At 53.3% G+C, this 23101-nt stretch carries 22 protein-coding genes; 12 read left to right on the top strand and 10 right to left on the bottom strand.

Features of this window, described 5'->3' with window-relative positions; all coding sequences use genetic code 11:
- Positions 1 to 122 precede the first annotated feature (122 nt).
- Complete coding sequence (locus JSN25_RS01980) at positions 123 to 299, top strand: hypothetical protein (protein WP_069324349.1); 177 nt, start codon at positions 123 to 125, stop codon at positions 297 to 299.
- 66 nt (positions 300 to 365) lie between these two features.
- On the opposite strand, the gene zupT is transcribed toward JSN25_RS01980, so the two are convergent.
- Positions 366 to 1139 carry a zinc transporter ZupT gene (gene zupT, locus JSN25_RS01975; RefSeq protein ID WP_038633928.1) on the bottom strand — a complete coding sequence of 258 codons (774 nt, stop codon included), beginning with the start codon at positions 1137 to 1139 and terminating at the stop codon, positions 366 to 368.
- A 147-nt stretch (positions 1140 to 1286) separates the two neighbouring features.
- Here zupT and ygiD point away from each other — a divergent pair, with 147 nt between their 5' ends.
- Positions 1287 to 2075 carry a 4,5-DOPA-extradiol-dioxygenase gene (ygiD, locus tag JSN25_RS01970; RefSeq protein WP_199952320.1) on the top strand — a complete coding sequence of 263 codons (789 nt, stop codon included), beginning with the start codon at positions 1287 to 1289 and terminating at the stop codon, positions 2073 to 2075.
- A gap of 84 nt (positions 2076 to 2159) precedes the next feature.
- Here the strand turns inward: ygiD and JSN25_RS01965 are convergent, their stop codons facing one another.
- The 3 genes from JSN25_RS01965 to tolC all read right to left on the bottom strand — a co-directional run bounded on the left by JSN25_RS01965 (position 2160) and on the right by tolC (position 5630).
- Positions 2160 to 3320, bottom strand: coding sequence for a glutathionylspermidine synthase family protein (locus JSN25_RS01965; protein WP_038642878.1), 1161 nt, complete (start codon positions 3318 to 3320; stop codon positions 2160 to 2162).
- Positions 3321 to 3325: 5 nt separating this feature from the next.
- Complete coding sequence (locus JSN25_RS01960; RefSeq protein ID WP_006688037.1) at positions 3326 to 4003, bottom strand: DUF1190 family protein; 678 nt, start codon at positions 4001 to 4003, stop codon at positions 3326 to 3328.
- A 148-nt stretch (positions 4004 to 4151) separates the two neighbouring features.
- Positions 4152 to 5630: an outer membrane channel protein TolC gene (tolC, locus tag JSN25_RS01955; RefSeq protein ID WP_110496816.1), complete on the bottom strand. Its 1479-nt coding sequence runs from the start codon at positions 5628 to 5630 to the stop codon at positions 4152 to 4154.
- A 199-nt stretch (positions 5631 to 5829) separates the two neighbouring features.
- On the opposite strand from tolC, the gene nudF reads away from it, so the two are divergent.
- Genes nudF through parE form a run of 5 tightly spaced genes read left to right on the top strand, consistent with a single transcriptional unit; the run spans position 5830 to position 10235 of the window.
- A complete protein-coding gene (nudF, locus tag JSN25_RS01950; protein WP_038633920.1) occupies positions 5830 to 6462 on the top strand; it encodes an ADP-ribose diphosphatase in 633 nt (210 codons plus the stop codon).
- The gene (locus JSN25_RS01945) at positions 6459 to 6881 is read left to right on the top strand and encodes a DUF1249 family protein (protein WP_003024582.1); all 423 of its coding nucleotides are present in this window, start codon (positions 6459 to 6461) and stop codon (positions 6879 to 6881) included. The genes nudF and JSN25_RS01945 overlap by 4 nt, the downstream gene beginning before the upstream one ends.
- A 24-nt stretch (positions 6882 to 6905) precedes the next feature.
- Positions 6906 to 7733, top strand: a complete 828-nt coding sequence (gene cpdA, locus JSN25_RS01940; RefSeq protein ID WP_069324348.1) for a 3',5'-cyclic-AMP phosphodiesterase — start codon at positions 6906 to 6908, stop codon at positions 7731 to 7733.
- Positions 7733 to 8314, top strand: coding sequence for an esterase YqiA (gene yqiA / locus JSN25_RS01935; protein ID WP_038633915.1), 582 nt, complete (start codon positions 7733 to 7735; stop codon positions 8312 to 8314). Before cpdA ends, yqiA begins: the two co-directional genes overlap by 1 nt.
- A 28-nt stretch (positions 8315 to 8342) precedes the next feature.
- The gene (gene parE / locus JSN25_RS01930) at positions 8343 to 10235 is read left to right on the top strand and encodes a DNA topoisomerase IV subunit B (RefSeq protein WP_005123094.1); all 1893 of its coding nucleotides are present in this window, start codon (positions 8343 to 8345) and stop codon (positions 10233 to 10235) included.
- A gap of 99 nt (positions 10236 to 10334) precedes the next feature.
- Here the strand turns inward: parE and JSN25_RS01925 are convergent, their stop codons facing one another.
- The 4 genes from JSN25_RS01925 to qseB form a co-directional block, all read right to left on the bottom strand.
- Positions 10335 to 10649 (bottom strand): putative quinol monooxygenase, encoded by a 315-nt coding sequence (locus JSN25_RS01925; protein ID WP_069324347.1) that lies wholly within the window; start codon positions 10647 to 10649, stop codon positions 10335 to 10337.
- A gap of 30 nt (positions 10650 to 10679) precedes the next feature.
- Positions 10680 to 11261, bottom strand: a complete 582-nt coding sequence (locus JSN25_RS01920) for an NAD(P)H-dependent oxidoreductase (protein WP_204525411.1) — start codon at positions 11259 to 11261, stop codon at positions 10680 to 10682.
- Between the two features lie 109 nt (positions 11262 to 11370).
- Complete coding sequence (gene qseC, locus JSN25_RS01915) at positions 11371 to 12720, bottom strand: quorum sensing histidine kinase QseC (protein WP_069324346.1); 1350 nt, start codon at positions 12718 to 12720, stop codon at positions 11371 to 11373.
- Positions 12717 to 13376 (bottom strand): quorum sensing response regulator transcription factor QseB, encoded by a 660-nt coding sequence (gene qseB / locus JSN25_RS01910; RefSeq protein ID WP_085048729.1) that lies wholly within the window; start codon positions 13374 to 13376, stop codon positions 12717 to 12719. The genes qseC and qseB overlap by 4 nt, the downstream gene beginning before the upstream one ends.
- Positions 13377 to 13527: 151 nt before the next feature.
- Here qseB and JSN25_RS01905 point away from each other — a divergent pair, with 151 nt between their 5' ends.
- The 4 genes from JSN25_RS01905 to ftsP all read left to right on the top strand — a co-directional run bounded on the left by JSN25_RS01905 (position 13528) and on the right by ftsP (position 18716).
- Entirely contained in the window at positions 13528 to 13923 is a 396-nt protein-coding gene (locus JSN25_RS01905) for a YgiW/YdeI family stress tolerance OB fold protein (RefSeq protein WP_038633899.1), read from the top strand.
- A 118-nt stretch (positions 13924 to 14041) separates the two neighbouring features.
- Positions 14042 to 16300, top strand: coding sequence for a DNA topoisomerase IV subunit A (parC, locus tag JSN25_RS01900; RefSeq protein ID WP_087856819.1), 2259 nt, complete (start codon positions 14042 to 14044; stop codon positions 16298 to 16300).
- 194 nt (positions 16301 to 16494) lie between these two features.
- Entirely contained in the window at positions 16495 to 17232 is a 738-nt protein-coding gene (gene plsC / locus JSN25_RS01895; protein WP_038633894.1) for a 1-acylglycerol-3-phosphate O-acyltransferase, read from the top strand.
- A 71-nt stretch (positions 17233 to 17303) separates the two neighbouring features.
- Complete coding sequence (ftsP, locus tag JSN25_RS01890) at positions 17304 to 18716, top strand: cell division protein FtsP (RefSeq protein ID WP_038633892.1); 1413 nt, start codon at positions 17304 to 17306, stop codon at positions 18714 to 18716.
- A gap of 16 nt (positions 18717 to 18732) precedes the next feature.
- Here ftsP and JSN25_RS01885 read toward each other — a convergent pair whose 3' ends face one another.
- Complete coding sequence (locus JSN25_RS01885; RefSeq protein WP_087856818.1) at positions 18733 to 20208, bottom strand: TrkH family potassium uptake protein; 1476 nt, start codon at positions 20206 to 20208, stop codon at positions 18733 to 18735.
- Between the two features lie 198 nt (positions 20209 to 20406).
- Here JSN25_RS01885 and JSN25_RS01880 point away from each other — a divergent pair, with 198 nt between their 5' ends.
- Complete coding sequence (locus JSN25_RS01880; RefSeq protein WP_204525410.1) at positions 20407 to 22578, top strand: YgiQ family radical SAM protein; 2172 nt, start codon at positions 20407 to 20409, stop codon at positions 22576 to 22578.
- 55 nt (positions 22579 to 22633) lie between these two features.
- Here the strand turns inward: JSN25_RS01880 and JSN25_RS01875 are convergent, their stop codons facing one another.
- Positions 22634 to 23089, bottom strand: a complete 456-nt coding sequence (locus JSN25_RS01875) for an HIT family protein (RefSeq protein ID WP_042310999.1) — start codon at positions 23087 to 23089, stop codon at positions 22634 to 22636.
- Between the last annotated feature and the right edge of the window lie 12 nt (positions 23090 to 23101).

The following is a 23101-nucleotide window of genomic DNA, read 5'->3' as shown; positions in this document are numbered from 1 at the left end:
GTTATATGATCGAAATCATATATTTGTTTCTGGAATATGCCACTATAGGGGTAGGTTGGAATAAGGTAGTGTAAAATTTTAACGTTAAATGTTTAATGATGTTAAATATTAAGGGTAAAAGAATGTTTATTGCCTGGTATTGGATTGTATTAATTGCACTCGTTGCGGTGGGTTATTATTGTCATATGAAGCGTTATTGTCGTGCGTTCCGCCAGGACAGAGATGCGCTGCTTGAGGCGCGTAACAAACTCTTTCGTCGATCTGGCGAAGATAACGGCACGGTTAAGGGACAGGAATAGTCCTTCGCGTTCTGCTATGGATGAGCGGATGCTGTTAAACTTGCAGGGTGGCATCCGCCCTCTGGATTATCCGATTCCCATGGACTGGAGAATGACGAGACTTAACCCCATCACCGACATTCCGCACAATACCCCATAGCTGGGATTATTATTGGGATCGATCTCTTTTGCCAATGGCATCAATTCATCGACGGACAGCGCGACCATAATACCTGCGACGGCCGCCATTATCGCCGCCATCACTACCGGCGAAATCAGACTACCGAGAATTAACCACGCCAGTACGCCGCCCAATATTTCTGCCATGCCCGAAATCCCGGCCCAGAATATCGCGGTGCGTTTAGATCCCGTAGCCGCATAAACCGGACCCGCCACGGCTAATCCTTCAGGAATATTGTGTAATGCGACGGCAAGGGCAATACCAAAGCCCAGTTCGAGGTTGCTGCTGGCGGTAACAAATGTCGCAATTCCTTCCGGGAAGTTGTGCAGGCTAATGCCGAGTGTCAATAAAATCGCGGTACGCCGGATGGAACCGGGTAAAGGCTGCGTGGTTTTTTGCACCAGATCCTGGGGGTGAGCATGCGGCAGTATACGATCGAGGCCAAAGTAGCCCAGCAAGCCCACAATAAACATCCCGTAGCCCAACACCGGCGACATGCCGTCAGCGGCCAGCGCAGCGGGCAGCATCTCCATTAGGGATATCAGTAACATAATTCCGGCAGCGAAACCTAAAGAAAAGGCAAGAACGCGGTTAGAGGGTTTTTGCCCCAGCACGCCGAGAAATGCGCCAATAAACGTGGCGGCGCCTGCCAGTAAAGTCAGAAGTAAAGGTACTGACATCGACAAATCTAACTCCTTATCAATCTGCTGTTCGGGCCAGATCGTCAAAATAACTGATGATCTTCATCATGGTTATCTGAGTTCTTCATCAACCGAAAAAGCGTATTGTGATGGTATCAAAATGACTCCCTCAGTAAGGATATCATCATGTCTTCAGCTCGTATGCCAGCATTGTTTTTGGGCCACGGTAGCCCGATGAATGTTCTGGAAGATAACGTTTATACCCGTGCCTGGCAGCAACTGGGGGAAACGTTGCCGCGTCCGAAAGCCATTGTGGTGGTGTCGGCGCATTGGTTCACTCGTGGAACAGGTGTAACGGCGATGGAAGCGCCAAAAACAATCCACGATTTTGGCGGTTTTCCACAGGCGCTGTATGACACGCATTACCCGGCCCCGGGTTCACCGGAACTGGCTCAGTATCTGGTTGACATGCTTGCTCCGGTGCCAGTGACCTTAGACCAGGAAGCGTGGGGCTTTGACCACGGCTCATGGGGCGTGCTGATCAAGATGTATCCGAATGCGGACATTCCGATGGTGCAGCTGAGCGTCGACAGTACCAAACCCGCGGCCTGGCATTTTGAGATGGGGCGCAAACTGGCGGCGTTGCGTGATGAAGGCATTATGCTGGTGGCCAGCGGTAATGTGGTACACAACCTGCGTACTGCGCGTTGGCACGGTGAGAACACGCCATACCCGTGGGCGACCTCATTCAACGATTATGTGAAGGCCAACCTGACATGGCAGGGACCGGTTGAACAGCACCCGCTGGTCAACTACCTCGATCATGAAGGTGGATCGTTATCGAACCCGACGCCGGATCACTATCTGCCGCTGCTGTACGTTTTGGGCGCATGGGACGGTATGGAACCGGTGACGATCCCGGTTGACGGTATTGAGATGGGCAGTTTGAGTATGCTGTCGGTGCAGGTAGGGTAATTAATGCCCGATGGCGTTGCGCTTATCGGGCCTACGGTTCATGCCGTAGGCCGGGCAAAGCGGAGTCGCCATCCGGCACAACGATTATTCGACAAAAATATGCGGATAGAAGCGCGAGAGATCCTGAGTGATCAACGCTCTGTCTTCACGAATGCCGATGCCTGCGGGTTGATCGTTGATCAGCCAACTGCCAATCAGCATATAGCTGTCGCCAAATTTCGGTAGCTGATGGAACTGCTGGACGATCATGCCTTCTTCGCCATACGGCCCTTCCACGGCTTCGATCGTTTTCCCGTTCTCGATGATGGAGACGTTAGCGCCTTCACGCGAGAAGATTGGCTTAACGACGAATTTATCCATCTGCGGATAGTCGTCTTCGGCGAAATAAGCAGGCAACAGGTTCGGATGGTTCGGGAACATTTCCCACAACAGCGGTAATAGCGCCTTGTTGGAGATGATGCTCTTCCAGGCAGGTTCCAGCCAGCGAACGCCCGCGTCTTCAAGCTTAGTGGAGAACATTTCACGCAGCATGAATTCCCACGGATAGAGCTTGAACAGGTTTGCAATAACCTGATCCTGCATATCCGTGAACTGACCTTTTTCACCCAGGCCAATATCTTCGACATAGAGGAATTCAGTGGCGATCTCAGCCTCGGCAGCGCAATCTTGCAGGTACTGGATCGTACCGCGATCTTCGACCGTATCACGACAGCAGGTCAGATGCAGCAGTTGAAAACCATACTGTTCACGCAGCTCGGTGAAACGCTCGATCAGCTTTTCCTGCAGACTGTTGAACTGATCGCTGCCTTCCGGCAGGTTTCCGGCATTGAGCTGATCTTCCAGCCAGATCCACTGGAAAAACGCGGCTTCGTACAATGACGTTGGCGTATCAGCGTTGTTTTCCAGCAGCTTGGGTTCACCTGTGCCGTCCCACGCCAGATCCAGACGAGAATAAAGCGACGGTTGCTGTGTCTGCCAGGACTGGCGGACAAAGCCCCAGGTATGCTTCGGAATGCGGAATTTTGTCATCAGCTCATCGCTGGCGATGACCTTTTCCACCACTTTGAGGCACATTTGATGCAGCTCTGCGGTGACCTCTTCCAGCTTTTCAACCTGGGCAAGCGTGAGCTTATAGTACGCGTCTTCACACCAGTACGGCTCGCCGTACATGGTGTGAAAGTTGAAACCGTATTCGGTGGCCTTATCGCGCCAGTCCGGGCGCTCAACAATACTGACTCTTTCCATGACCATCAGCCGCCCATTGAACGTGTAGTGGTACCGCTGGCGCTACGTTGCATGGTGCTCTGTTTAGCCACAGATTCGCCAAATCCGCCGCGGGTGACGGTAGTGGTGGTGGCCGGTTTCGGCGCCATGGCGGTTTTCGGCACGGTCATGGTGCGGCCCGGTGTCGCTGCGCCGTAGTTTTTACCGCTGGCGTCAGTGTACTTGCCGTATGCCGGACTGGCCGGGTTTTTCGAGCTGAACAGCGGCTGCTGAGCGCCCATTCCGCCGCCCATCAGTCGGCCCATCATGTAGCCTGCCATCAGCGGCATCCAGAAGCTGCCGCTGCTTTGATTCTGCGCCTGAGCCTGGCCTTCGCCGGTCGGCGCCATACCCGCTTGCGCAGGTGCTTGTTGGCACTGGCCTTCGCCGAATTCAGCGATACAGTCTTCGCGAGTGGCATATTTTGGCGCGGTGCGTTCCGCTTCTTTCAGCGCATTGTTGAACGCGGTGGTACATTCGGCGCTTTTACCCGGATTCGCTGCTGAGCAGTCGTCCGCGTTTTGATAAAGCGAAACCGTTTCGTCGCTCTTTTCACAGCCCGCGAGCATAAACACAGCGGTAACTGCCAGGGCGACAGGAGTCAGATGGCGCGCGCTCCAGCTTTTGCGGAACGAAGCGTGATGTATTGATTTTGTCCGTTTCATATATGTCTTCCAGGACCCAGTGGTAAATACTGCTCAGAATAGAGGATGACTGGTCGAAATTGAAGCGGGAAGAGGCGAGAATGCGCAGGAAGGGGCGGATCTTTACGTTGTCTTACGTTCAGACGGGGCCGAAGCCCCGTCATCAGCATTAATTACGGAACGGGTTGGTGCCGTTGCTGCTGGTTGTACGTGCTGCTGTCGGCTGCGCCGCTGGCGTCGTGCTGTTGGACGTATAACCATCCGCTGCGGCGTCTTGCTGCGCGTTTTGCGGGGCGATCGTATCCGGGGTAGTGGATACCGGTTTACCCAGCGTATTGTTCAGGGCCACCAGATCCTGCTCGTTCAGCGTACCGAGCGCGGATTTGACGTTTAACTGATTGATTAGATAGGTGTAACGCGCATTAGCCAGCTGTTGCTTGGCGTTGTACAGCGTGGTGGTGGCATCCAATACATCCACGATGGTACGTGTACCAACGGAATAACCGGCTTCCATCGCATCCAAAGAACTTTGCGCAGAAACAACCGCTTGTTTGTACGCGTTGATGCTACTGATGGACGCATTAATGTTGTTAAACGAAGAACGAACGGTCTGCACCACGCTGCGGTGTGCGCTTTCCAGTTGTTCGCTTGCGCCAACAAAGTTGTACTGCGCCTGTTTCACCTGCGAGTTAACCATTCCGCCCTGGTAGATAGGCAGCGAGAAGCTCAGGCCGATTTTGTTCTGACCCATGTTGCTGTCGTCATACTGGGAGGTGTTGGTTTTGGAACCGCTGTATGAGGTATCAGATACGCCAGTAGATGCGGTCAGGTCCAGAGTCGGTAAATGACCGTCCTGTGCCAGGCGAATCTGTTCACGCGCCAGATCCTGGCTCAAACGCGCCTGCAATAAGGTCAGGTTGCGGTTTTCCGCTTCTTTCAGCAGTGCGTTCACCGCCTGCGGTTTGTTGGTTTTGAAGCCGTCAACGTTCAGCGAAGCCAGTTCCGGGTAGTAGTTACCAGTCACCTGGCGCAGTTGTTCCACCGCGTTATCCAGATTGTTGCGTGCGGTAACTTCGTTTGCCAGCACGGTATCGTATTGTGAACGGGCGTTCTGCACGTCAGTGATAGCGACCAGGCCAACGTTAAAACGCTGAGTGGTCTGATCTAACTGACGGTAAACCGCATCTTTCTGTGCCTGGGTGTAAGACAGCACGTCAATTGCGTTCAGTACGTTAAAATAGGCGGTGGCGGTATTCAGGATCAGCGTTTGCTGATCGGTCTGATAGGTCACGTCCTGGATGCCCGCTGATTTTTCTTGCAGCGTCAGGGCACGCCATTTTGACATATCAAAAATGGACTGAGTTAACTGCAGAGATGCGCTGGTGGCGTTGGAGTTGACGCCATTTGCATCACGGTAGCCATTGCTGTAGGTGTAATCGGCACCTAATCCCAGTTGCGGCAGTAATGGGCTACGCGCTTCGTTAATTTTTTCGAATGCAGCATCGCGATCGGCGGCGGATTTACGCAATTCCGGGTTGCTCAGGCGTGCTTGCTGATAAACCTGCATCAGGTTCTCTGCCTGGCTCAGAGTACTGAACCCCGACAGGCTCAGGCCGATAAGGATGGGGAGCAATTTCTTCATTTGCATTCCTTGTTGTGAAGCAGTATTTAGCGCTGATCAAATTGTAAAAATATTTGCTGATTCTAGCAGAATCCGCCACTGCAAAAAGTTGGCGTTACGTGCCATACGGCGTTAATTTGCATCAATTTAACACAAGGGCGTTGAAACATCAGTCAAACGACCTTGAAATTCACATTTTAAACACTATTGGTTTCAGGACAGCACAATGCGTAAACCAGACAACTTGCCAATGACTTTCACTAAAAATGATGTAGAAATTATTGCACGAGAAACGCTATACCGCGGATTTTTTTCACTGGATCTTTATCGGTTCCGCCATCGCTTGTTTAACGGCGGTATGAGCGGTGAGGTAAAGCGCGAAATTTTTGAGCGCGGACACGCGGCAGTCTTGCTACCCTTTGACCCTGAGCGGGACGAAGTTGTGCTGGTCGAGCAGATCCGCATCGCGGCGTTTGATACCAGCGCAAGCCCATGGCTACTGGAAATGGTGGCCGGGATGATCGAAGAAGGTGAGAGCGTGGAAGATGTCGCGCGCCGTGAAGCGATGGAAGAAGCCGGGCTTAACGTTAAACGCGTAAAACCGGTGCTGAGTTATCTGGCAAGCCCAGGAGGCACCAGCGAACGCTCATCGATTATGGTGGGTGAAGTGGACGCCACGACCGCGAGCGGAATTCATGGTCTGGCTGATGAAAACGAAGATATTCGTGTTCATGTGGTGAGCCGGGAACAGGCTTACCAATGGGTAGAAGAGGGGATAATCGACAACGCGGCTTCTGTCATCGCTTTGCAATGGTTACAGCTGCACTATCAAGAGTTAAAAACTGAGTGGAAAAAATGAAGCGTTACACACCTGACTTCCCTGAAATGATGCGCCTGTGCGAAACCAATTATTCGCAATTGCGCCGCCTGTTGCCACGTAATGACGCAGCCGGCGAAACAGTGAGCTATCAGGTGGCAAACGCACAATATCGGTTAACGATCGTTGAATCGACCCGATACACTACGCTTGTCGCGATCGAACAAACGGCACCGGCTGTGACTTACTGGAGCCTGCCGTCCTTAACCGTGCGTCTGTATCATGATGCGAGGGTCGCTGAAGTGTGTTCAAGTCAGCAGATCTTTCGCTTCAAAGCACGGTATGATTATCCAAATAAAAAGTTGCATCAACGCGACGAAAAGCATCAAATTAACCAGTTTCTGGCCGACTGGTTACGGTACTGTTTAGCACATGGAGCGATGGCGATTCCGGTTTATTAGCGTCGTGAAACCTAAGGACACCATTTGGAAAGCCTGTTAACCCTTCCTTTGGCTGGTGAGGCCAGAGTCAGGATCTTACAAATTACAGACACTCACCTGTTTGCCGAAAAGCATGAAACGCTGCTGGGTGTGAATACCTGGGACAGCTATCAATCCGTACTGGATGCAATACATGCTGAGTCGCCAGAGTTCGATCTGATCGTCGCGACTGGCGATTTGGCGCAGGATCAATCCGCTGCGGCTTATCAGCATTTTGCTGAGGGCATCGCAAGTTTTCGTGCGCCCTGCGTTTGGCTCCCGGGTAATCATGATTTTCAGCCTGCAATGTACAGCTCGCTGCAGGACGCGGGCATTTCCCCGGCTAAGCGCGTCTTCATTGGCGAACAGTGGCAAATCTTGTTGCTGGACAGCCAGGTGTTTGGCGTTCCCCACGGCGAGTTAAGCGAATTTCAGCTCGAATGGCTGGAGCGTAAACTTGCCGATGCGCCTGAACGCAATACCTTGCTGCTTCTGCATCATCATCCTCTGCCAGCGGGCTGCAGCTGGCTCGATCAGCACAGTCTGCGCAATGCCGCCGAACTGGACAACGTGCTGGTGAACTATCCGCGCGTGAAGTATCTGCTGTGTGGGCATATTCATCAGGAACTGGATCTGGACTGGAACGGTCGCCGCCTGTTGGCGACGCCATCGACCTGCGTGCAGTTTAAGCCGCATTGTTCTAATTTCACGTTAGATACCATCAGCCCCGGCTGGCGTACGCTGGAGCTGTTTGCTGACGGTACGTTGCAGACTCAGGTGTGTCGTCTGCAGGGTAATCGGTTTCACCCTGATACCGCTTCAGAAGGTTACTGATGTCTACGCTTCTTTATCTTCATGGATTTAACAGTTCTCCTCGTTCGGCGAAGGCATGTTTGCTGAAAAGCTGGCTGGCGGAGCACCATCCGCACGTTGAGATGATTGTACCGCAGCTGCCGCCGTATCCTGCTCAGGCCGCAGAGATGCTGGAATCGATCGTTCTTGAGCATGGCGGCGAGTCGCTGGGGATTGTCGGTTCCTCGTTGGGCGGCTATTACGCCACCTGGCTGTCACAATGTTTTATGCTGCCAGCGGTGGTGGTGAACCCGGCGGTACGGCCTTATGAACTGCTGGTCGACTATCTCGGTCAAAACGAGAACCCCTACACCGGGCAGCAATATGTGCTAGAGTCACGCCATATTTACGATCTTAAAGTCATGCAGATTGACCCGCTGGAAGCGCCGGATTTGATCTGGTTGCTCCAACAAACGGGCGATGAAGTGTTGGACTACCGCCAAGCGGTGGCGTATTACGCCTCCTGCCGCCAGACAGTTACTGAGGGCGGAAACCACGCATTCACGGGCTTCGAAGATTATTTCAACCAGATTGTCGATTTTCTTGGACTGCACAGTTTCTGACGATCAATTCGAACTGCTTATTTAAACCATGACGCAAACTTATAACGCTGATGCCATTGAGGTACTCACTGGGCTTGAGCCGGTACGCCGTCGCCCTGGGATGTACACCGATACGACCCGTCCGAACCACCTTGGGCAGGAAGTGATTGATAACAGTGTGGATGAAGCACTGGCGGGCCACGCAAAACGTGTGGACGTGATCTTACATGCCGACCAATCTCTGGAGGTCATTGATGATGGCCGCGGCATGCCAGTAGACATTCACCCTGAAGAAGGTGTTCCGGCGGTTGAGTTGATCCTCTGCCGTTTACATGCGGGTGGTAAGTTCTCCAATAAAAACTATCAGTTCTCTGGTGGCTTGCATGGGGTGGGTATCTCCGTGGTCAACGCTCTGTCGAAGCGTGTGGAAGTAAACGTGCGTCGCGACGGGCAGGTGTACAACATCGCGTTTGAGAACGGCGATAAGGTGCAGGATTTACAGGTTGTCGGGACCTGCGGTAAACGCAATACCGGAACCAGCGTGCACTTCTGGCCGGATGAAACCTTCTTCGACAGCCCGCGTTTTTCCGTTTCGCGCTTAACGCACGTCCTGAAAGCTAAAGCGGTATTGTGTCCGGGTGTTGAGATCACCTTTAAAGATGAGGTCAACAATAGCGAACAGCGCTGGTGCTACCAGGATGGTCTGAATGATTATCTGAGCGAAGCGGTGAATGGCCTGCCTACCCTGCCGGAAAAACCGTTTATCGGTAATTTTAGCGGTGAGACGGAGACCGTTGACTGGGCGCTGCTCTGGCTGCCGGAAGGCGGCGAGCTGCTGACCGAAAGCTATGTAAACCTGATCCCGACCATGCAGGGCGGTACGCATGTTAACGGTCTGCGTCAGGGCCTGCTGGATGCGATGCGCGAGTTCTGCGAATACCGCAATATTCTGCCGCGGGGCGTGAAGCTGTCGGCGGAAGATATCTGGGATCGCTGTGCCTATGTGCTGTCGGTGAAAATGCAGGATCCGCAGTTTGCCGGGCAAACCAAAGAGCGCCTCTCCTCGCGCCAGTGCGCGGCATTTGTCTCTGGGGTGGTGAAAGATGCCTTCAGCTTGTGGCTGAACCAGAACGTGCAGTCAGCCGAACTGCTGGCTGAGATGGCGATTTCCAGCGCCCAGCGTCGTCTGCGCGCGGCGAAAAAAGTGGTGCGTAAAAAGCTGACCAGCGGTCCGGCGCTGCCGGGGAAACTGGCGGACTGTACCGCACAGGATCTCAATCGCACCGAACTGTTCCTCGTCGAAGGTGACTCAGCGGGCGGATCGGCCAAACAGGCGCGCGATCGTGAGTATCAGGCGATCATGCCGCTCAAAGGTAAGATCCTCAATACCTGGGAAGTCTCTTCCGATGAAGTGCTGGCCTCGCAGGAAGTTCACGATATTTCGGTGGCGATCGGTATCGATCCGGACAGCGACGACCTGAGCCAGTTACGTTACGGTAAGATCTGTATCCTGGCGGATGCGGACTCCGATGGTCTGCACATCGCCACGCTGCTGTGCGCACTGTTTGTGAAACACTTCCGCACGCTGGTGAAACACGGTCACGTGTACGTGGCGCTGCCGCCGTTATACCGTATCGACCTCGGCAAAGAGGTCTATTACGCGCTGACGGAAGAAGAAAAAGCGGGCGTACTGGAACAGTTAAAGCGCAAGAAAGGCAAGCCGAACGTGCAGCGCTTTAAAGGTCTGGGTGAAATGAACCCGATGCAGCTGCGCGAAACCACGCTGGATCCGAACACTCGTCGCCTGGTGCAACTCATCATTGATGATGAAGACGATCAGCGCACCAACGCAGTGATGGATATGCTGCTGGCCAAGAAGCGTTCTGAAGATCGTCGTAACTGGTTGCAGGAGAAAGGCGACCTGGCGGATCTCGAAGGGTAAGGGGTATGTAGGCCGGATAAGGCGGTTTGTGCCGCCATCCGGCAAGGTCATCATGCCCGATGGCGTACGCTTATCTGGCCCGGCGGCCAGAACAATAACTTAAATGCCCGGCTCCAGAATACGAATATTCATCTCCAGCACATCGCCTTTGACGGCTTCGCTGTAGGCTTTCATATGCGGAGTCTGCAAATGCGCTTCAAGGTGGGCGATGCTTTCCCACTGTTCAATCATGACGATTGAATCCGGGGCTGTAGTCTGAAAACTGACGCCAGCAGCATGATCGACCATCGGCGCGTAGCCGTGGCAACCTTCTTCCTGTAAAACGATCGGAACGATTTTAGCGAACTGATCCAGTACCGCCTGGCGGTGATGTTGACCTGGACGTGTACGGATTTCTGCAATAACGGTAAGCATGGTTAACTCCTTCTAATTCCAGGTTACCAGTTAACCAAAAATTTCGTTCAGATGCTTGCGATATTCTGCGATATAACGCGGGACATCCGGCATTTTAATCACGTCATTGGTGATAAAGGTCGGCAGCGCTTTCATTCCCAGGAACTGGTTTGCTTTATGGAATGGGAGATAAACGCCATCAACCCCAACGCCATGGAAGAACTGATCTTTTTCCGTGAAGGCTTCCATCGGCGCGTTCCAGGTCAGAGACAGCATGTATTTTTTGCCCTGAATCAGTCCGCCGGAACCGTATTTTTTTGACGCATCTGAACGCGTGCGCCCATCGCTGGCGTACAGCGTACCGTGCCCGGCAGTGAACACGTCATCAATGTATTTCTTCACCGTCCACGGCGCGCCCATCCACCAACCCGGCATTTGCCAGATAACGGCGTCTGCCCAGACGAAGTTCTGCACTTCTGCTTGCACATCATAGTCGCTGTCAGCGCGTACGACTCTAACATCATGCCCGAGGTCGCGCAGGATACCGTCCGCGACCTCGGTCAGGGTGTCATTCAATTGCCCATTAGAATGGCCAAATTTTTTCGCACCGTTGATAATCAGGATGTTGCTCATTTTGTGTCCTCAAAGAATAACGTTTGAGGCCGATTCTACGCTGATGATCGGTACGGTGAAATTAGCAAAATGTGCAAAGTCTTTTGCTGACTGCGCAATAATAACGCAGTTACCAACTGATTTTAGCTTCAAAGCCGCCTTGCGGCGCATTACCAAACGAGGCTGACATTCTGTGTAAGGTCGCGATGCGACGGACAATTGACAGCCCCAGACCGCTGCCGGTCACGCTTTGCCCCGGTGGGCGATAAAAGCGTTCTCCAATGTGCATCAGAACTTCCGGCGCAATACCTGGACCATTATCTTTGACGCTAAAATTGCGGGCGTTGAGCGTCACTTCCACAATACTTCCCCGTGGACTATAGCGAATCGCATTATCCAGCAGATTTCGCACCATCAGGCTGAGTAACAGCGGTTGCCCGGTACATGTGATGCCGTGCGCGTTAATCTGCAAACGTACGTCAATATGCGCCTGCTGGGCCGAATGGTAGATATCCATCACCGAAGATTGCAGCAACTCCTCCAGCGAGATTTCCGCCACATCCTGAAGATTGTCGAGGGAGTCAAGGCGCGAAAGCGTCAGTAACTGATCGACCAGACGCGTGGCGCGATCGATCCCGGCCTGCATCTGCATTAAGGCTTTTTGCCGTGCCTGCGGGTCATCGTCAGACAGTTGCGCCACTTCGGTTTGCACTTTCAGCGCCGTCAATGGACTACGCAACTCGTGAGCGGCATCTGAAGTAAAGCGCCGTTCACGCACCATGGTGGTATGAATACGGGTGAAAAGTTGGTTGAGTGATTCAACCAACGGGCGGACCTCGCCAGGAATGCCTTTCAAACTGAGCGGTTCTTCTGATTCCGGGTCGCGTAAACGTAGCGCCTGCGCCAGTTTCTTCAGTGGCTTAAGTTCAAGACTTAACAACACAATCAGGATTAACAGCATCAGCGGCAGAGCGACCAACCACGGCACCAATTGTGCTGTCACAATCGCTAAAGCCATATCTTCACGATACTCCCATTCCTGGCCGACAACGATTCGATACTTTTTATCTGCGGAAGTCAGCCAGACAAAACGCCATTTATCGTTGTCGCCATTCAGATAGCCATCGTCAAAACCTTCCCGGCGATAGCTGTAGGGAATGTATTGGCCATTGTCGCCATCGTGAAGAACCATTTTCCCTTCTGGCGTGTAGGCCGCAAAGGTCAGTACATCGTCGTCAATATGACCATGTTTGAATTTTTTCGGGGTATGCGCGATGCGTTCAGAGGCTTTGAGTTCATCAAGATCCAGCGTGACCAGACGCTTGGCGAACAGCATTTGCTGCGTGTCGAACATCTCATTCACGTTGTCGGTGGTTTGCTTCCAGGCGACAAAGCTGGAAATCAGCCAGGTCACTAAAACCAAAATCATGAAGATAAGCGTTAGCCTGATGCGCAGGCTGAGACGTTGTGCGAGTTTCATGCGTCACCCAGGGTGTAGCCAATGCCATGCACGGTACGGATAAAGTCGCTGCCGAGCTTACGGCGTAAGTGATGGACGTGTACTTCAACCGCATTGCTGGAGACGTTTTCGTCCCAGGTATACAGTTTTTCTTCAATCAGTTTGCGGGGCAGGACGCGGCCCTTGTTACGCATAAGCAGCTCCAGCAGCGCGAACTCTTTGGGCTTAAGAGACAACGGTTCGCCAGCCGCCGTGGCGACCAGCGCGCCGGGATCAAGCGTCACCTCGCCATGGCGTAATGTGTTGCTGGCCTGGCCGCTGGCACGACGCACCAGCGCCTCCAGCCTGGCGGCAACTTCAATCAACGCGAAGGGTTTACACAGATAGTCGTCCGCGCCCAGGCGTAAGCCTTCAACGCGTTCCGCCAGCGCGTCGCGGGCGGTCAGGATCAGCACCGGTTCCTGCTTTCCGTTGCCTCGCCACTCGCGCAGGATATCCCGTCCGTCTATGCCTGGCAGCGTCAGGTCGAGGATTACCGCATCATACGGGGCACTGTAGAGTGCTTCTTTCCCCTGACGTCCTTCGGTAAACCAGTCGATGCTAAAACCCATTTTACTCAGACCGGTTTTAAGGCCATCGCCAATCAACGTATCATCTTCAACCAGTAAAATGCGCATATATTCTTCCCTGCGAAAACTCTCTTTGCCGTCAGTAAACCTTGTCGCCGCCGCATCTGTACAGCAAAAAAGAATCTTTTTTTTCCTTAAGAACTTGTTAAGGATTAACTTATTTAATAGTCGTAAACCAACATGAAAGGGAGACATGACGATGAAAAAATTAGCTGCAATGGTTGCCGTAATGGCACTGTGTTCCGCACCTGTTCTGGCAGCGCAGCAGGGCGGCTTCTCTGGGCCAACGACGACTACGCAAAGCCAAAGCGGCGGGTTTGTCGGCCCGAACGGCAGCATCACGACGGTAGCAAGTGCTAAATCGCTGCGCGATGACGCTTGGGTTACCTTGCGTGGGAACATCGTTGAACGTATTTCCGACGATTTGTATGTGTTTAAAGATGCGACCGGCACGGTGAATGTGGATATTGACCATAAGCGCTGGAACGGCGTAACCGTAACCCCGCAGGATGTGGTTGAGATCCAGGGCGAAGTGGATAAAGACTGGAACTCCGTTGAAATCGACGTGAAACAGATTAGCAAAGTTGCTAAATAATCCCCATCAGGGCCGCATTCGCGGCCCTTTTCTTTGTGACTCAACACGCCAGATAGGGTAGTATCTGCGGCAATATTGCCCTTCAATAGAGGGGTACAAAGTTGAGGAACCACGATTAATGAGCGATATGGCAGAGCGCCTGGCGCTGCATGAATTCACGGAAAACGCCTATCTGAACTACTCCATGTACGTCATCATGGACAGGGCGTTGCCATTTATTGGCGATGGTTTGAAACCCGTTCAGCGTCGCATTGTGTATGCAATGTCCGAACTGGGGCTGAATGCCAGCGCCAAATTTAAAAAATCCGCCCGTACCGTCGGTGACGTGCTGGGTAAATACCACCCGCACGGCGACAGCGCCTGCTATGAAGCGATGGTGCTGATGGCGCAGCCGTTCTCTTACCGTTATCCGCTGGTTGATGGTCAGGGAAACTGGGGGGCGCCCGACGATCCCAAATCCTTCGCGGCGATGCGTTATACCGAATCCCGCTTGTCTAAATATGCGGAAGTCCTGCTGGGTGAACTCGGCCAGGGAACGTCGGACTGGGTGCCAAACTTCGACGGCACCATGCAGGAGCCAAAGATGCTGCCTGCGCGTCTGCCAAATATTCTGCTGAACGGTACGACCGGTATTGCCGTTGGTATGGCGACGGACATTCCGCCGCATAACCTGCGAGAAGTCGCCAAAGCGGCGATTACGCTGATTGAGCAGCCGAAAACAACGCTCGATCAACTGCTGGACATCGTGCAGGGGCCGGATTACCCGACCGAAGCCGAGATTATTACCTCGCGTGCGGAAATTCGTAAGATTTACGAAAACGGACGCGGCTCCGTGCGTATGCGCGCGGTATGGACGAAAGAAGACGGCGCGGTGGTGATTTCCGCGCTGCCGCATCAGGTTTCCGGGGCAAAAGTGCTGGAGCAGATCGCTGCTCAAATGCGCAACAAAAAGCTGCCGATGGTTGACGACCTGCGTGACGAATCGGATCACGAAAACCCGACCCGTCTGGTGATTGTCCCGCGCTCCAATCGCGTGGATATGGAACAGGTAATGAACCACCTGTTTGCCACCACCGATCTGGAAAAAAGCTACCGTATCAACCTGAACATGATCGGCCTCGACGGTCGCCCGGCGGTGAAAAACCTGCTGGAGATCCTCACCGAATGGCTGGCGTTCCGCCGTGATACCGTGCGTCGTCGCCTGAACTATCGTCTGGAAAAAGTGCTTAAGCGCCTGCATATCCTTGAAGGTTTGCTGGTGGCGTTCCTCAACATTGACGAAGTGATCGAGATTATTCGTCATGAAGATGAACCTAAGCCTGAGCTGATGTCGCGGTTTGGCATTTCTGAAACGCAGGCTGAAGCTATCCTTGAGCTGAAATTGCGCCATCTGGCCAAACTCGAAGAGATGAAAATCCGCGGTGAGCAGGATGAACTGGCGAAAGAGCGCGATCAACTGCAGGCCATTCTCGCTTCCGAGCGTAAAATGAATAACCTGCTGAAGAAAGAGCTGCAGGCCGATGCCGAGGCCTATGGCGACGATCGCCGCTCCCCGCTGCAGGAACGCGAAGAAGCGAAGGCGATGAGCGAGCACGACATGCTGCCGTCTGAGCCGGTGACCATTGTATTGTCTCAGAGTGGTTGGGTGCGTAGCGCCAAAGGCCACGACATTGATGCGCCAGGATTAAGCTATAAAGCGGGCGACAGCTTTAAGTCGGCAGTGAAGGGCAAGAGCAACCAGCCGGTGGTGTTCGTTGACTCGACCGGACGCAGCTACGCCATCGACCCGATTACGCTGCCGTCGGCACGTGGTCAGGGCGAACCATTGACCGGTAAGCTCACGCTGCCGCCGGGCGCGACGGTGGAGCATATGCTGATGGAAGGCGACGATCAGAAACTGCTGATGGCATCCGATGCGGGCTACGGTTTTGTCTGTACCTTCAACGATCTGGTAGCACGTAACCGTGCGGGTAAGGCATTGATTACGCTGCCTGAAAATGCACGCGTTATGCCGCCGGTGGTGATTGAAGATGAAACCGATATGCTGCTGGCGATAACGATGGCCGGTAGGATGTTGATGTTCCCGGTGAGCGATTTGCCGCAACTGTCGAAAGGCAAAGGGAACAAGATTATCAATATCCCTTCAGCAGAAGCGGCGAAAGGCGAAGATGGCCTGGCGCTGCTCTATGTGCTGCCGCCGCAAAGCACGCTGACTATTCACGTCGGTAAACGCAAAATTAAACTGCGTCCTGAAGAGTTGCAGAAAGTGACCGGCGAACGCGGTCGTCGTGGCACGCTGATGCGTGGTCTACAGCGTATCGATCGCATTGAAATTGACTCGCCTCGACGCGCCAGTCAGGGCGACAGCGAAGAATAACGCGACTGCCCGGCTCTCCCTGCTTTCGCTCAGGGAGAGCCAACGTTAAAATTTCCCGTAAAACCGTTGTTTATTCGTGCGTTGCGATTAACAATACGCTTTTCCAGAGAGCCGCCTTAACAAAGCCCTAACCTGATGCAGAGTTATGTATCCGGTGACGTAAAATGCCAGGCTCTTAGGCCTTAGAGGTTGTTATGTTATATATTTTTCGTTTAATCATTACTGTTATTTACTGCATTCTGGTCTGTATTTTCGGTTGTATATACTGTCTGTTCAGCCCACGGAATCCAAAACACGTCGCAACGTTCGGTCATATGTTTGGCCGCCTGGCTCCCCTTTATGGCCTGAAGGTCGAGTGCCGCATGCCGGCAGACGCGCAGAACTATGGTAATGCTATCTATATTTGTAACCATCAGAACAACTATGACATGGTTACCGCTTCGAATATCGTTCAGCCGCCGACGGTAACGGTGGGTAAAAAAAGCCTGCTGTGGATCCCGTTCTTCGGGCAACTGTACTGGTTAACCGGTAACCTGTTGATCGACAGAAACAACCGTGCTAAAGCGCACAGCACCATTGCAGCCGTGGTGAACCATTTCAAAAAACGTCGTATTTCTATCTGGATGTTCCCGGAAGGGACGCGCAGCCGTGGCCGTGGTCTGCTGCCGTTTAAAACCGGTGCGTTTCATGCGGCGATTGCTGCAGGCGTTCCGGTCATTCCAGTCTGCGTTTCTACAACCTCGAACAAGATCAAATTAAACCGACTCAATAATGGTCTGGCGATTGTAGAGATGCTGCCGCCGGTGGATATTAGCCACTTTGGTAAAGATCAGGTTCGTGAACTGGCAGCGCATTGCCGCTCGCTGATGGAACAAAAAATCGCAGAACTCGATAAAGAAGTTGCTGAGCGGGAAGCCGCCGGTAAGGTTTAATCCGCACAATTCGGGTTTTTTACAGGAAAAGATTTCCTGCGTGTTAATCGCCAGTTTTTCATGGAGTTTATATGTCATTCAGTCGGCGTCAGTTCATTCAGGCATCGGGGATCGCACTGTGTGCAGGTGCTGTTCCGCTGAAGGCTAATGCTGCCGGTCAGCAACAACCGTTACCTGTGCCTCCACTGCTGGAGTCTCGTCGGGGGCAGCCGTTATTTATGACGCTGCAACGCGCGCATTGGTCCTTTACACAAGGCACGCGCGCGCCTGTCTGGGGGATTAACGGCCGCTACCTGGGACCGACAATTCGCGTCTGGAAAGGGGATGACGTCAAGCTTATTTACAGCAATCGTCTGACAGAAAATGTCTCGATGACCGTCGCCGGATTACAGGTACCTGGTCCGCTGATGGGGGGCCCGGCGCGCATGATGTCCCCTAATGCGGATTGGGCGCCAGTGCTGCCGATCCGCCAGAATGCCGCCACGCTGTGGTATCACGCCAATACGCCAAATCGTACTGCCCAGCAGGTCTATAACGGTCTTGCCGGGATGTGGCTGGTTGAAGATGAGGTCAGTAAATCCCTGTCTATTCCCAACCATTACGGCGTGGATGATTTTCCGATCATTATCCAGGACAAGCGTCTGGACAACTTTGGGACGCCGGAATACAGCGAACCTGGCAGCGGCGGTTTTGTTGGGGATACGCTTCTGGTTAATGGGGCGCAAAGTCCGTATGTCGAAGTCTCCCGCGGTTGGGTACGCTTGCGTTTGCTGAACGCGTCAAACTCGCGTCGTTACCAACTGCAAATGAGTGATGGCCGTGCGCTGCATGTGATTTCCAGCGATCAGGGCTTTTTACCCGCGCCTGTTTCATTGAAACAGCTCTCGCTGGCGCCAGGCGAACGTCGTGAGATCCTGGTGGATATGACTAACGGTAATGAGGTCTCTATTACCTGTGGCGAGGCGGCCAGCATTGTCGACAGGATCCGGGGATTCTTTGAACCATCAAGTATTCTTATCTCCACGCTGGTGCTGACTCTGCGACCAACCGGCCTTCTGCCGCTGGTGACTGACAGCCTGCCAATGCGCCTGCTGCCAACCGAGATCCTCAGCGGTTCGCCGATTCGCAGCCGTGATATCAGCCTGGATGACGATCCGGGGATCAACGGTCAGTTGTGGGACGTCAACCGCATGGATATTACCGCGCAGCAGGGTACCTGGGAGCGCTGGACGGTGCGGGCGGATATGCCGCAGTCTTTCCATATTGAGGGCGTCTCGTTCCTGATCCGTAATGTGAACGGCGCGATGCCGTTCCCGGAAGACAGAGGCTGGAAAGATACCGTTTGGGTAGATGGTCAGGTCGAGCTACTGGTTTATTACGGTCAGCCTTCCTGGGCGCATTTCCCGTTCTACTTTAACAGCCAGACGCTGGAAATGGCGGATCGTGGCTCGATCGGTCAGATCCTGGTGAACCCGGCGCCGTAACGCGCCGGGGTTTGCGTTACGCCCGCCAGAACATGCGAGAAAACAGGATCAGTATGGGGTAAATCTCCAGACGCCCCATGATCATGGCCGCGCACATCAGCAGCTTTGCCTCCTCATTTAACGTGCCAAATGTCGTGGCGGTAACGCCAAATCCCAGCCCCATATTGTTGATGCAGGCGGCGACGGTGGCGAAAGAGGAGAAGAGATCGTAGCCCATCAGATTGAGCGCCCAGATAAAAAAGCTGGTGAACAAAACGTAGAGAAAGAAAAAGCTCCATACCGAACGCACCACCCTGTCGCTTACCACGCTGTTACCCACTTTGATGTTCAGCAGGGCGCGAGGATGCGCGAGCTGGTGTAATTCCTGGCGGCACTGCTTGAACATAATCAAAAAGCGCAGCACTTTAATTCCCCCGCACGTCGATCCCACACAACCGCCGAAGAAGCTGGCGCTAAGCAGCATGAAGATCGTGTGCGAGGGCCACTGCGCGTAATCCGCCGTTGACAGGCCATTATCCGTCAGCATGGAGCTGGCCAGAAAAAAGGCATGCACCAGGCTGTCCGTTAGCCCGTACATACCTGCCCGCCAGACCTGCCAGGTGGCGATCAGCGTGACCACCAGCGCAATTAGCAGAAAGAAACGCAGCTCGGCATTACGACGAAAGGGCTTGAAGGTACGTTTTACAATAGCAACGTACCAGAGGGTGAAGTTAAACGCGGATAACAGTGAGAACAGTCCGGCGACGAGTTCTATAGCGTGGCTGTTATAAAAGCCGATGCTCTCGCTGCGAGTGGAAAATCCGCCAAGAGAGACCGTCGACAGCCCGTGGCATAAGGCGTCGAAAAACGACATCCCGGCAGCCCAGTAGGCCAGAGTACAAATAAGACCCAGAATGACGTAGGTCAACCACAGCGTACGTGCGGTATCGGCAAGCCTTGGCGTGAGGCGTTCTTCTTTGAAGGGGCCAGGCATTTCAGACTGATACAGTTTCATGCCGCCAATACCCAGCAGCGGTAATACCGCCACGGCGAGGACAATAACGCCCAGGCCGCCAATAAAATTGAGCTGAGCACGATAGTAAAGATACGATTTCGGCAAGGCGCTGACGTCGTCAATCACCGTTGCGCCTGTGGTGGTAATCCCGGAAACCCCTTCGAACAGGGCATCGGCAAAGGAGAGATTTAAGCCATCGTCCATCCACATCGGCATTGCGCTAATTAACGAAAACAGTAGCCAGAACAAAACGATAATGACGAATCCATCTCGGGTTCTCAGTTGAATTCCCGCATGTTTGGTTGCCAGCCACGCCCCGCCGCCGAGGGTAAAGAAAGTCATAAATGTGCTGAAAAATGCGAAAAAGCTCCGCTCTTTATTTAACAGAGCGATGGTCATCGGCGGCAGCATGGAGAAGCTGTAGAGAAGAACCAGAAATCCGCACAGGTGAACAACAACCCGTAACTGGGAAATATGCAGTGAATCGTTGAGTCGCAATGAAAAATCCCCCGCCGAAAAGAGTGATCTCAGCTGGCCGGCATGGTGTTAATTATGATTGATAAAAATGGCTGTCGTAAAATTTAACAATTTATACAACTTTCTACTGGTCTGGTTCAGACTCCACTTCATTTCTTGCCGACATACAGCGTATAATCCCCGGCCTTTGATTATTTTTTTACCATTTTTGGAAGCACTATGAGCGCAATATCCCTGATCCAACCGGACAGAGACCTTTTCTCCTGGCCGCAGTACTGGGCTGCCTGTTTTGGCCCGGCACCGTTTTTGCCGATGTCACGTGACGAAATGGACCAACTTGGCTGGGATAGCTGCGACATCATTCTGGTGACCGGCGATGCCTACGTCGACCACCCAAGCTTTGGTATGGCGATTTGTGGCCGTATGCTGGAAGCTCAGGGCTTTCGCGTCGGAATTATCGCCCAGCCGGAGTGGAACAACAAAGACGATTTTATGCGTTTGGGTAAACCGAACCTGTTCTTTGGTGTGACCGCTGGCAACATGGACTCGATGATCAACCGTTATACCGCCGATCGCCGACTGCGCCATGATGATGCCTACACGCCGGACAACGTGGCGGGTAAACGTCCGGACCGCGCCACGCTGGTCTATACCCAGCGCTGTAAAGAAGCATGGAAAGATGTGCCGGTTATTCTTGGCGGCATTGAGGCCAGCCTGCGCCGCACCGCGCACTACGATTACTGGTCTGATACCGTTCGCCGCTCCGTTTTGGTGGATTCGAAAGCCGATATGCTGATGTTCGGCAACGGCGAACGTCCGCTGGTGGAAGTGGCGCATCGTCTGGCGATGGGGGAAACTATCGATCAGATCCGCGATGTGCGTAACACCGCTATTATGGTTAAAGAAGCGTTGCCGGGCTGGAGTGGGGTGGATTCTACGCGTCTCGACACGCCAGGCAAGATTGACCCGATCCCGCATCCTTACGGTGAAGATCTGCCGTGTGCTGATAACAAACCTGTCGCACCGAAAAAGCAGGAAGCGAAAGCGGTCACCGTGCAGCCACCGCGTCCGAAACCGTGGGAAAAAACCTACGTGCTGCTACCGTCCTTCGAAAAAGTGAAGGGCGATAAAGTGCTGTATGCGCATGCGTCGCGTATCCTGCACCACGAAACTAACCCAGGCTGCGCGCGTGCGCTGATGCAAAAGCATGGCGATCGCTACATCTGGATCAACCCGCCAGCTATTCCGTTGTCTACCGAAGAGATGGACAGCGTCTTTGCGTTACCGTACAAGCGTGTACCGCATCCGGCGTATGGCGACAGCCGTATTCCGGCCTATGAGATGATCCGTTTCTCGATCAACATTATGCGTGGCTGCTTTGGCGGCTGCTCGTTCTGTTCGATAACAGAGCACGAAGGCCGTATCATCCAGAGTCGCTCTGAAGATTCGATCATCAATGAAATCGAAGCCATTCGCGACACTGTCCCGGGCTTTACCGGCGTGATTTCCGATCTCGGCGGCCCAACGGCGAACATGTATATGCTGCGCTGTAAGTCACCGCGTGCGGAGCAAACCTGCCGTCGTCTGTCATGCGTCTATCCGGATATTTGTCCGCACATGGATACCAATCATGAGCCGACAATTAACCTCTATCGCCGGGCGCGTGATCTCAAAGGCATTAAAAAGATCCTTATCGCATCCGGTGTGCGCTATGACATCGCGGTGGAAGACCCACGCTACATCAAAGAACTGGCTACCCATCACGTGGGCGGCTATCTGAAGATTGCGCCAGAGCATACTGAAGAAGGCCCGCTGTCGAAGATGATGAAGCCGGGGATGGGCAGCTACGATCGCTTCAAGGAATTGTTCGATACCTACTCTAAACAGGCCGGTAAAGAGCAGTACCTGATCCCGTATTTTATCTCCGCGCACCCGGGTACGCGTGATGAGGATATGGTGAATCTGGCGCTGTGGCTGAAACAACGTCGTTTCCGTCTGGATCAGGTGCAGAACTTCTATCCATCGCCGTTGGCGAACTCCACAACCATGTATTACACCGGGAAAAACCCGTTGGGTAAAATTGGTTATAAGAGCGAAGACGTGGTGGTGCCGAAAGGTGATAAGCAGCGTCGTCTGCATAAAGCCCTGTTGCGCTACCACGATCCGGCCAACTGGCCGTTAATCCGCCAGGCGCTGGAAGATATGGGTAAAAAGCATCTGATCGGTGGGCGTCGCGAATGTCTGGTTCCGGCGCCTACGCTGGAAGAGATGCGCGAAGCGAGTCGCCAGAACCGTCATACTCGTCCGGCGCTGACCAAACACACGCCAGTGGCGCACCAGCGTCAGACGCCTGCCGCGAACAAAAAACGCGGGAAAGTGGCGGGACGTTAATCTGTCTTGCCCGGATAAGGTGCTTGCACCGCTATCGGGCAGAAGAGATCAGTATTTATGCCTCACGAATTCTGGCCGCTAATGCGGCCAGTTTTTCGTCATCAGCCCGTTCATGATCGTGTGACGACAGATATCCTTCATACTGCTCGAAAAATTTGTTCTGCCGCGATTCAATCGGTTTCCAGTGGGTTAAATCGCCAGTACCGTGCATGGGACTTAATTTACTGTGCACATGGTCTACGCCGAAACCTTCGAAGAACATTCCCGTACGACTAACATCCGGGAAAGCCTTATCCAGTTTCTTAGCCACTTTTTGGGTCGCCAGCATCAGGTCCGCTAACGCCTGCGGCGGCATATCGAAGGCATAGCTCGGGTAATGTTTTTTCGGGATCACCACGGTAAAACCGTCGGTGTTCGGGAAAATCGACAGAAAAGCCAGGTGGTGCTCGTCTTCCCATACCTTATGGCAGGGCGCTTTGCCTTCAACAATTTGACAGAAAATACAGGTCATTCCTTTTCTCCG

The organism is Citrobacter cronae (genome assembly GCF_016893685.1).
Lineage (GTDB): Bacteria > Pseudomonadota > Gammaproteobacteria > Enterobacterales > Enterobacteriaceae > Citrobacter > Citrobacter werkmanii.
This window is presented reverse-complemented; position numbering and strand designations above follow the sequence as displayed.

What these genes read in the sequence shown, in the direction of transcription:
- JSN25_RS01980 (WP_069324349.1), top strand. Translation starts at nt 123, where the DNA reads ATGTTTATTGCCTGGTATTGGATTGTATTAATTGCACTCGTTGCGGTG.
- zupT (WP_038633928.1), bottom strand. Translation starts at nt 1,139, where the DNA reads ATGTCAGTACCTTTACTTCTGACTTTACTGGCAGGCGCCGCCACGTTT.
- ygiD (WP_199952320.1), top strand. Translation starts at nt 1,287, where the DNA reads ATGTCTTCAGCTCGTATGCCAGCATTGTTTTTGGGCCACGGTAGCCCG.
- JSN25_RS01965 (WP_038642878.1), bottom strand. Translation starts at nt 3,320, where the DNA reads ATGGAAAGAGTCAGTATTGTTGAGCGCCCGGACTGGCGCGATAAGGCC.
- JSN25_RS01960 (WP_006688037.1), bottom strand. Translation starts at nt 4,003, where the DNA reads ATGAAACGGACAAAATCAATACATCACGCTTCGTTCCGCAAAAGCTGG.
- tolC (WP_110496816.1), bottom strand. Translation starts at nt 5,630, where the DNA reads ATGCAAATGAAGAAATTGCTCCCCATCCTTATCGGCCTGAGCCTGTCG.
- nudF (WP_038633920.1), top strand. Translation starts at nt 5,830, where the DNA reads ATGCGTAAACCAGACAACTTGCCAATGACTTTCACTAAAAATGATGTA.
- JSN25_RS01945 (WP_003024582.1), top strand. Translation starts at nt 6,459, where the DNA reads ATGAAGCGTTACACACCTGACTTCCCTGAAATGATGCGCCTGTGCGAA.
- yqiA (WP_038633915.1), top strand. Translation starts at nt 7,733, where the DNA reads ATGTCTACGCTTCTTTATCTTCATGGATTTAACAGTTCTCCTCGTTCG.
- parE (WP_005123094.1), top strand. Translation starts at nt 8,343, where the DNA reads ATGACGCAAACTTATAACGCTGATGCCATTGAGGTACTCACTGGGCTT.
- JSN25_RS01925 (WP_069324347.1), bottom strand. Translation starts at nt 10,649, where the DNA reads ATGCTTACCGTTATTGCAGAAATCCGTACACGTCCAGGTCAACATCAC.
- JSN25_RS01920 (WP_204525411.1), bottom strand. Translation starts at nt 11,261, where the DNA reads ATGAGCAACATCCTGATTATCAACGGTGCGAAAAAATTTGGCCATTCT.
- qseC (WP_069324346.1), bottom strand. Translation starts at nt 12,720, where the DNA reads ATGAAACTCGCACAACGTCTCAGCCTGCGCATCAGGCTAACGCTTATC.
- qseB (WP_085048729.1), bottom strand. Translation starts at nt 13,376, where the DNA reads ATGCGCATTTTACTGGTTGAAGATGATACGTTGATTGGCGATGGCCTT.
- JSN25_RS01905 (WP_038633899.1), top strand. Translation starts at nt 13,528, where the DNA reads ATGAAAAAATTAGCTGCAATGGTTGCCGTAATGGCACTGTGTTCCGCA.
- parC (WP_087856819.1), top strand. Translation starts at nt 14,042, where the DNA reads ATGAGCGATATGGCAGAGCGCCTGGCGCTGCATGAATTCACGGAAAAC.
- plsC (WP_038633894.1), top strand. Translation starts at nt 16,495, where the DNA reads ATGTTATATATTTTTCGTTTAATCATTACTGTTATTTACTGCATTCTG.
- ftsP (WP_038633892.1), top strand. Translation starts at nt 17,304, where the DNA reads ATGTCATTCAGTCGGCGTCAGTTCATTCAGGCATCGGGGATCGCACTG.
- JSN25_RS01880 (WP_204525410.1), top strand. Translation starts at nt 20,407, where the DNA reads ATGAGCGCAATATCCCTGATCCAACCGGACAGAGACCTTTTCTCCTGG.
- JSN25_RS01875 (WP_042310999.1), bottom strand. Translation starts at nt 23,089, where the DNA reads ATGACCTGTATTTTCTGTCAAATTGTTGAAGGCAAAGCGCCCTGCCAT.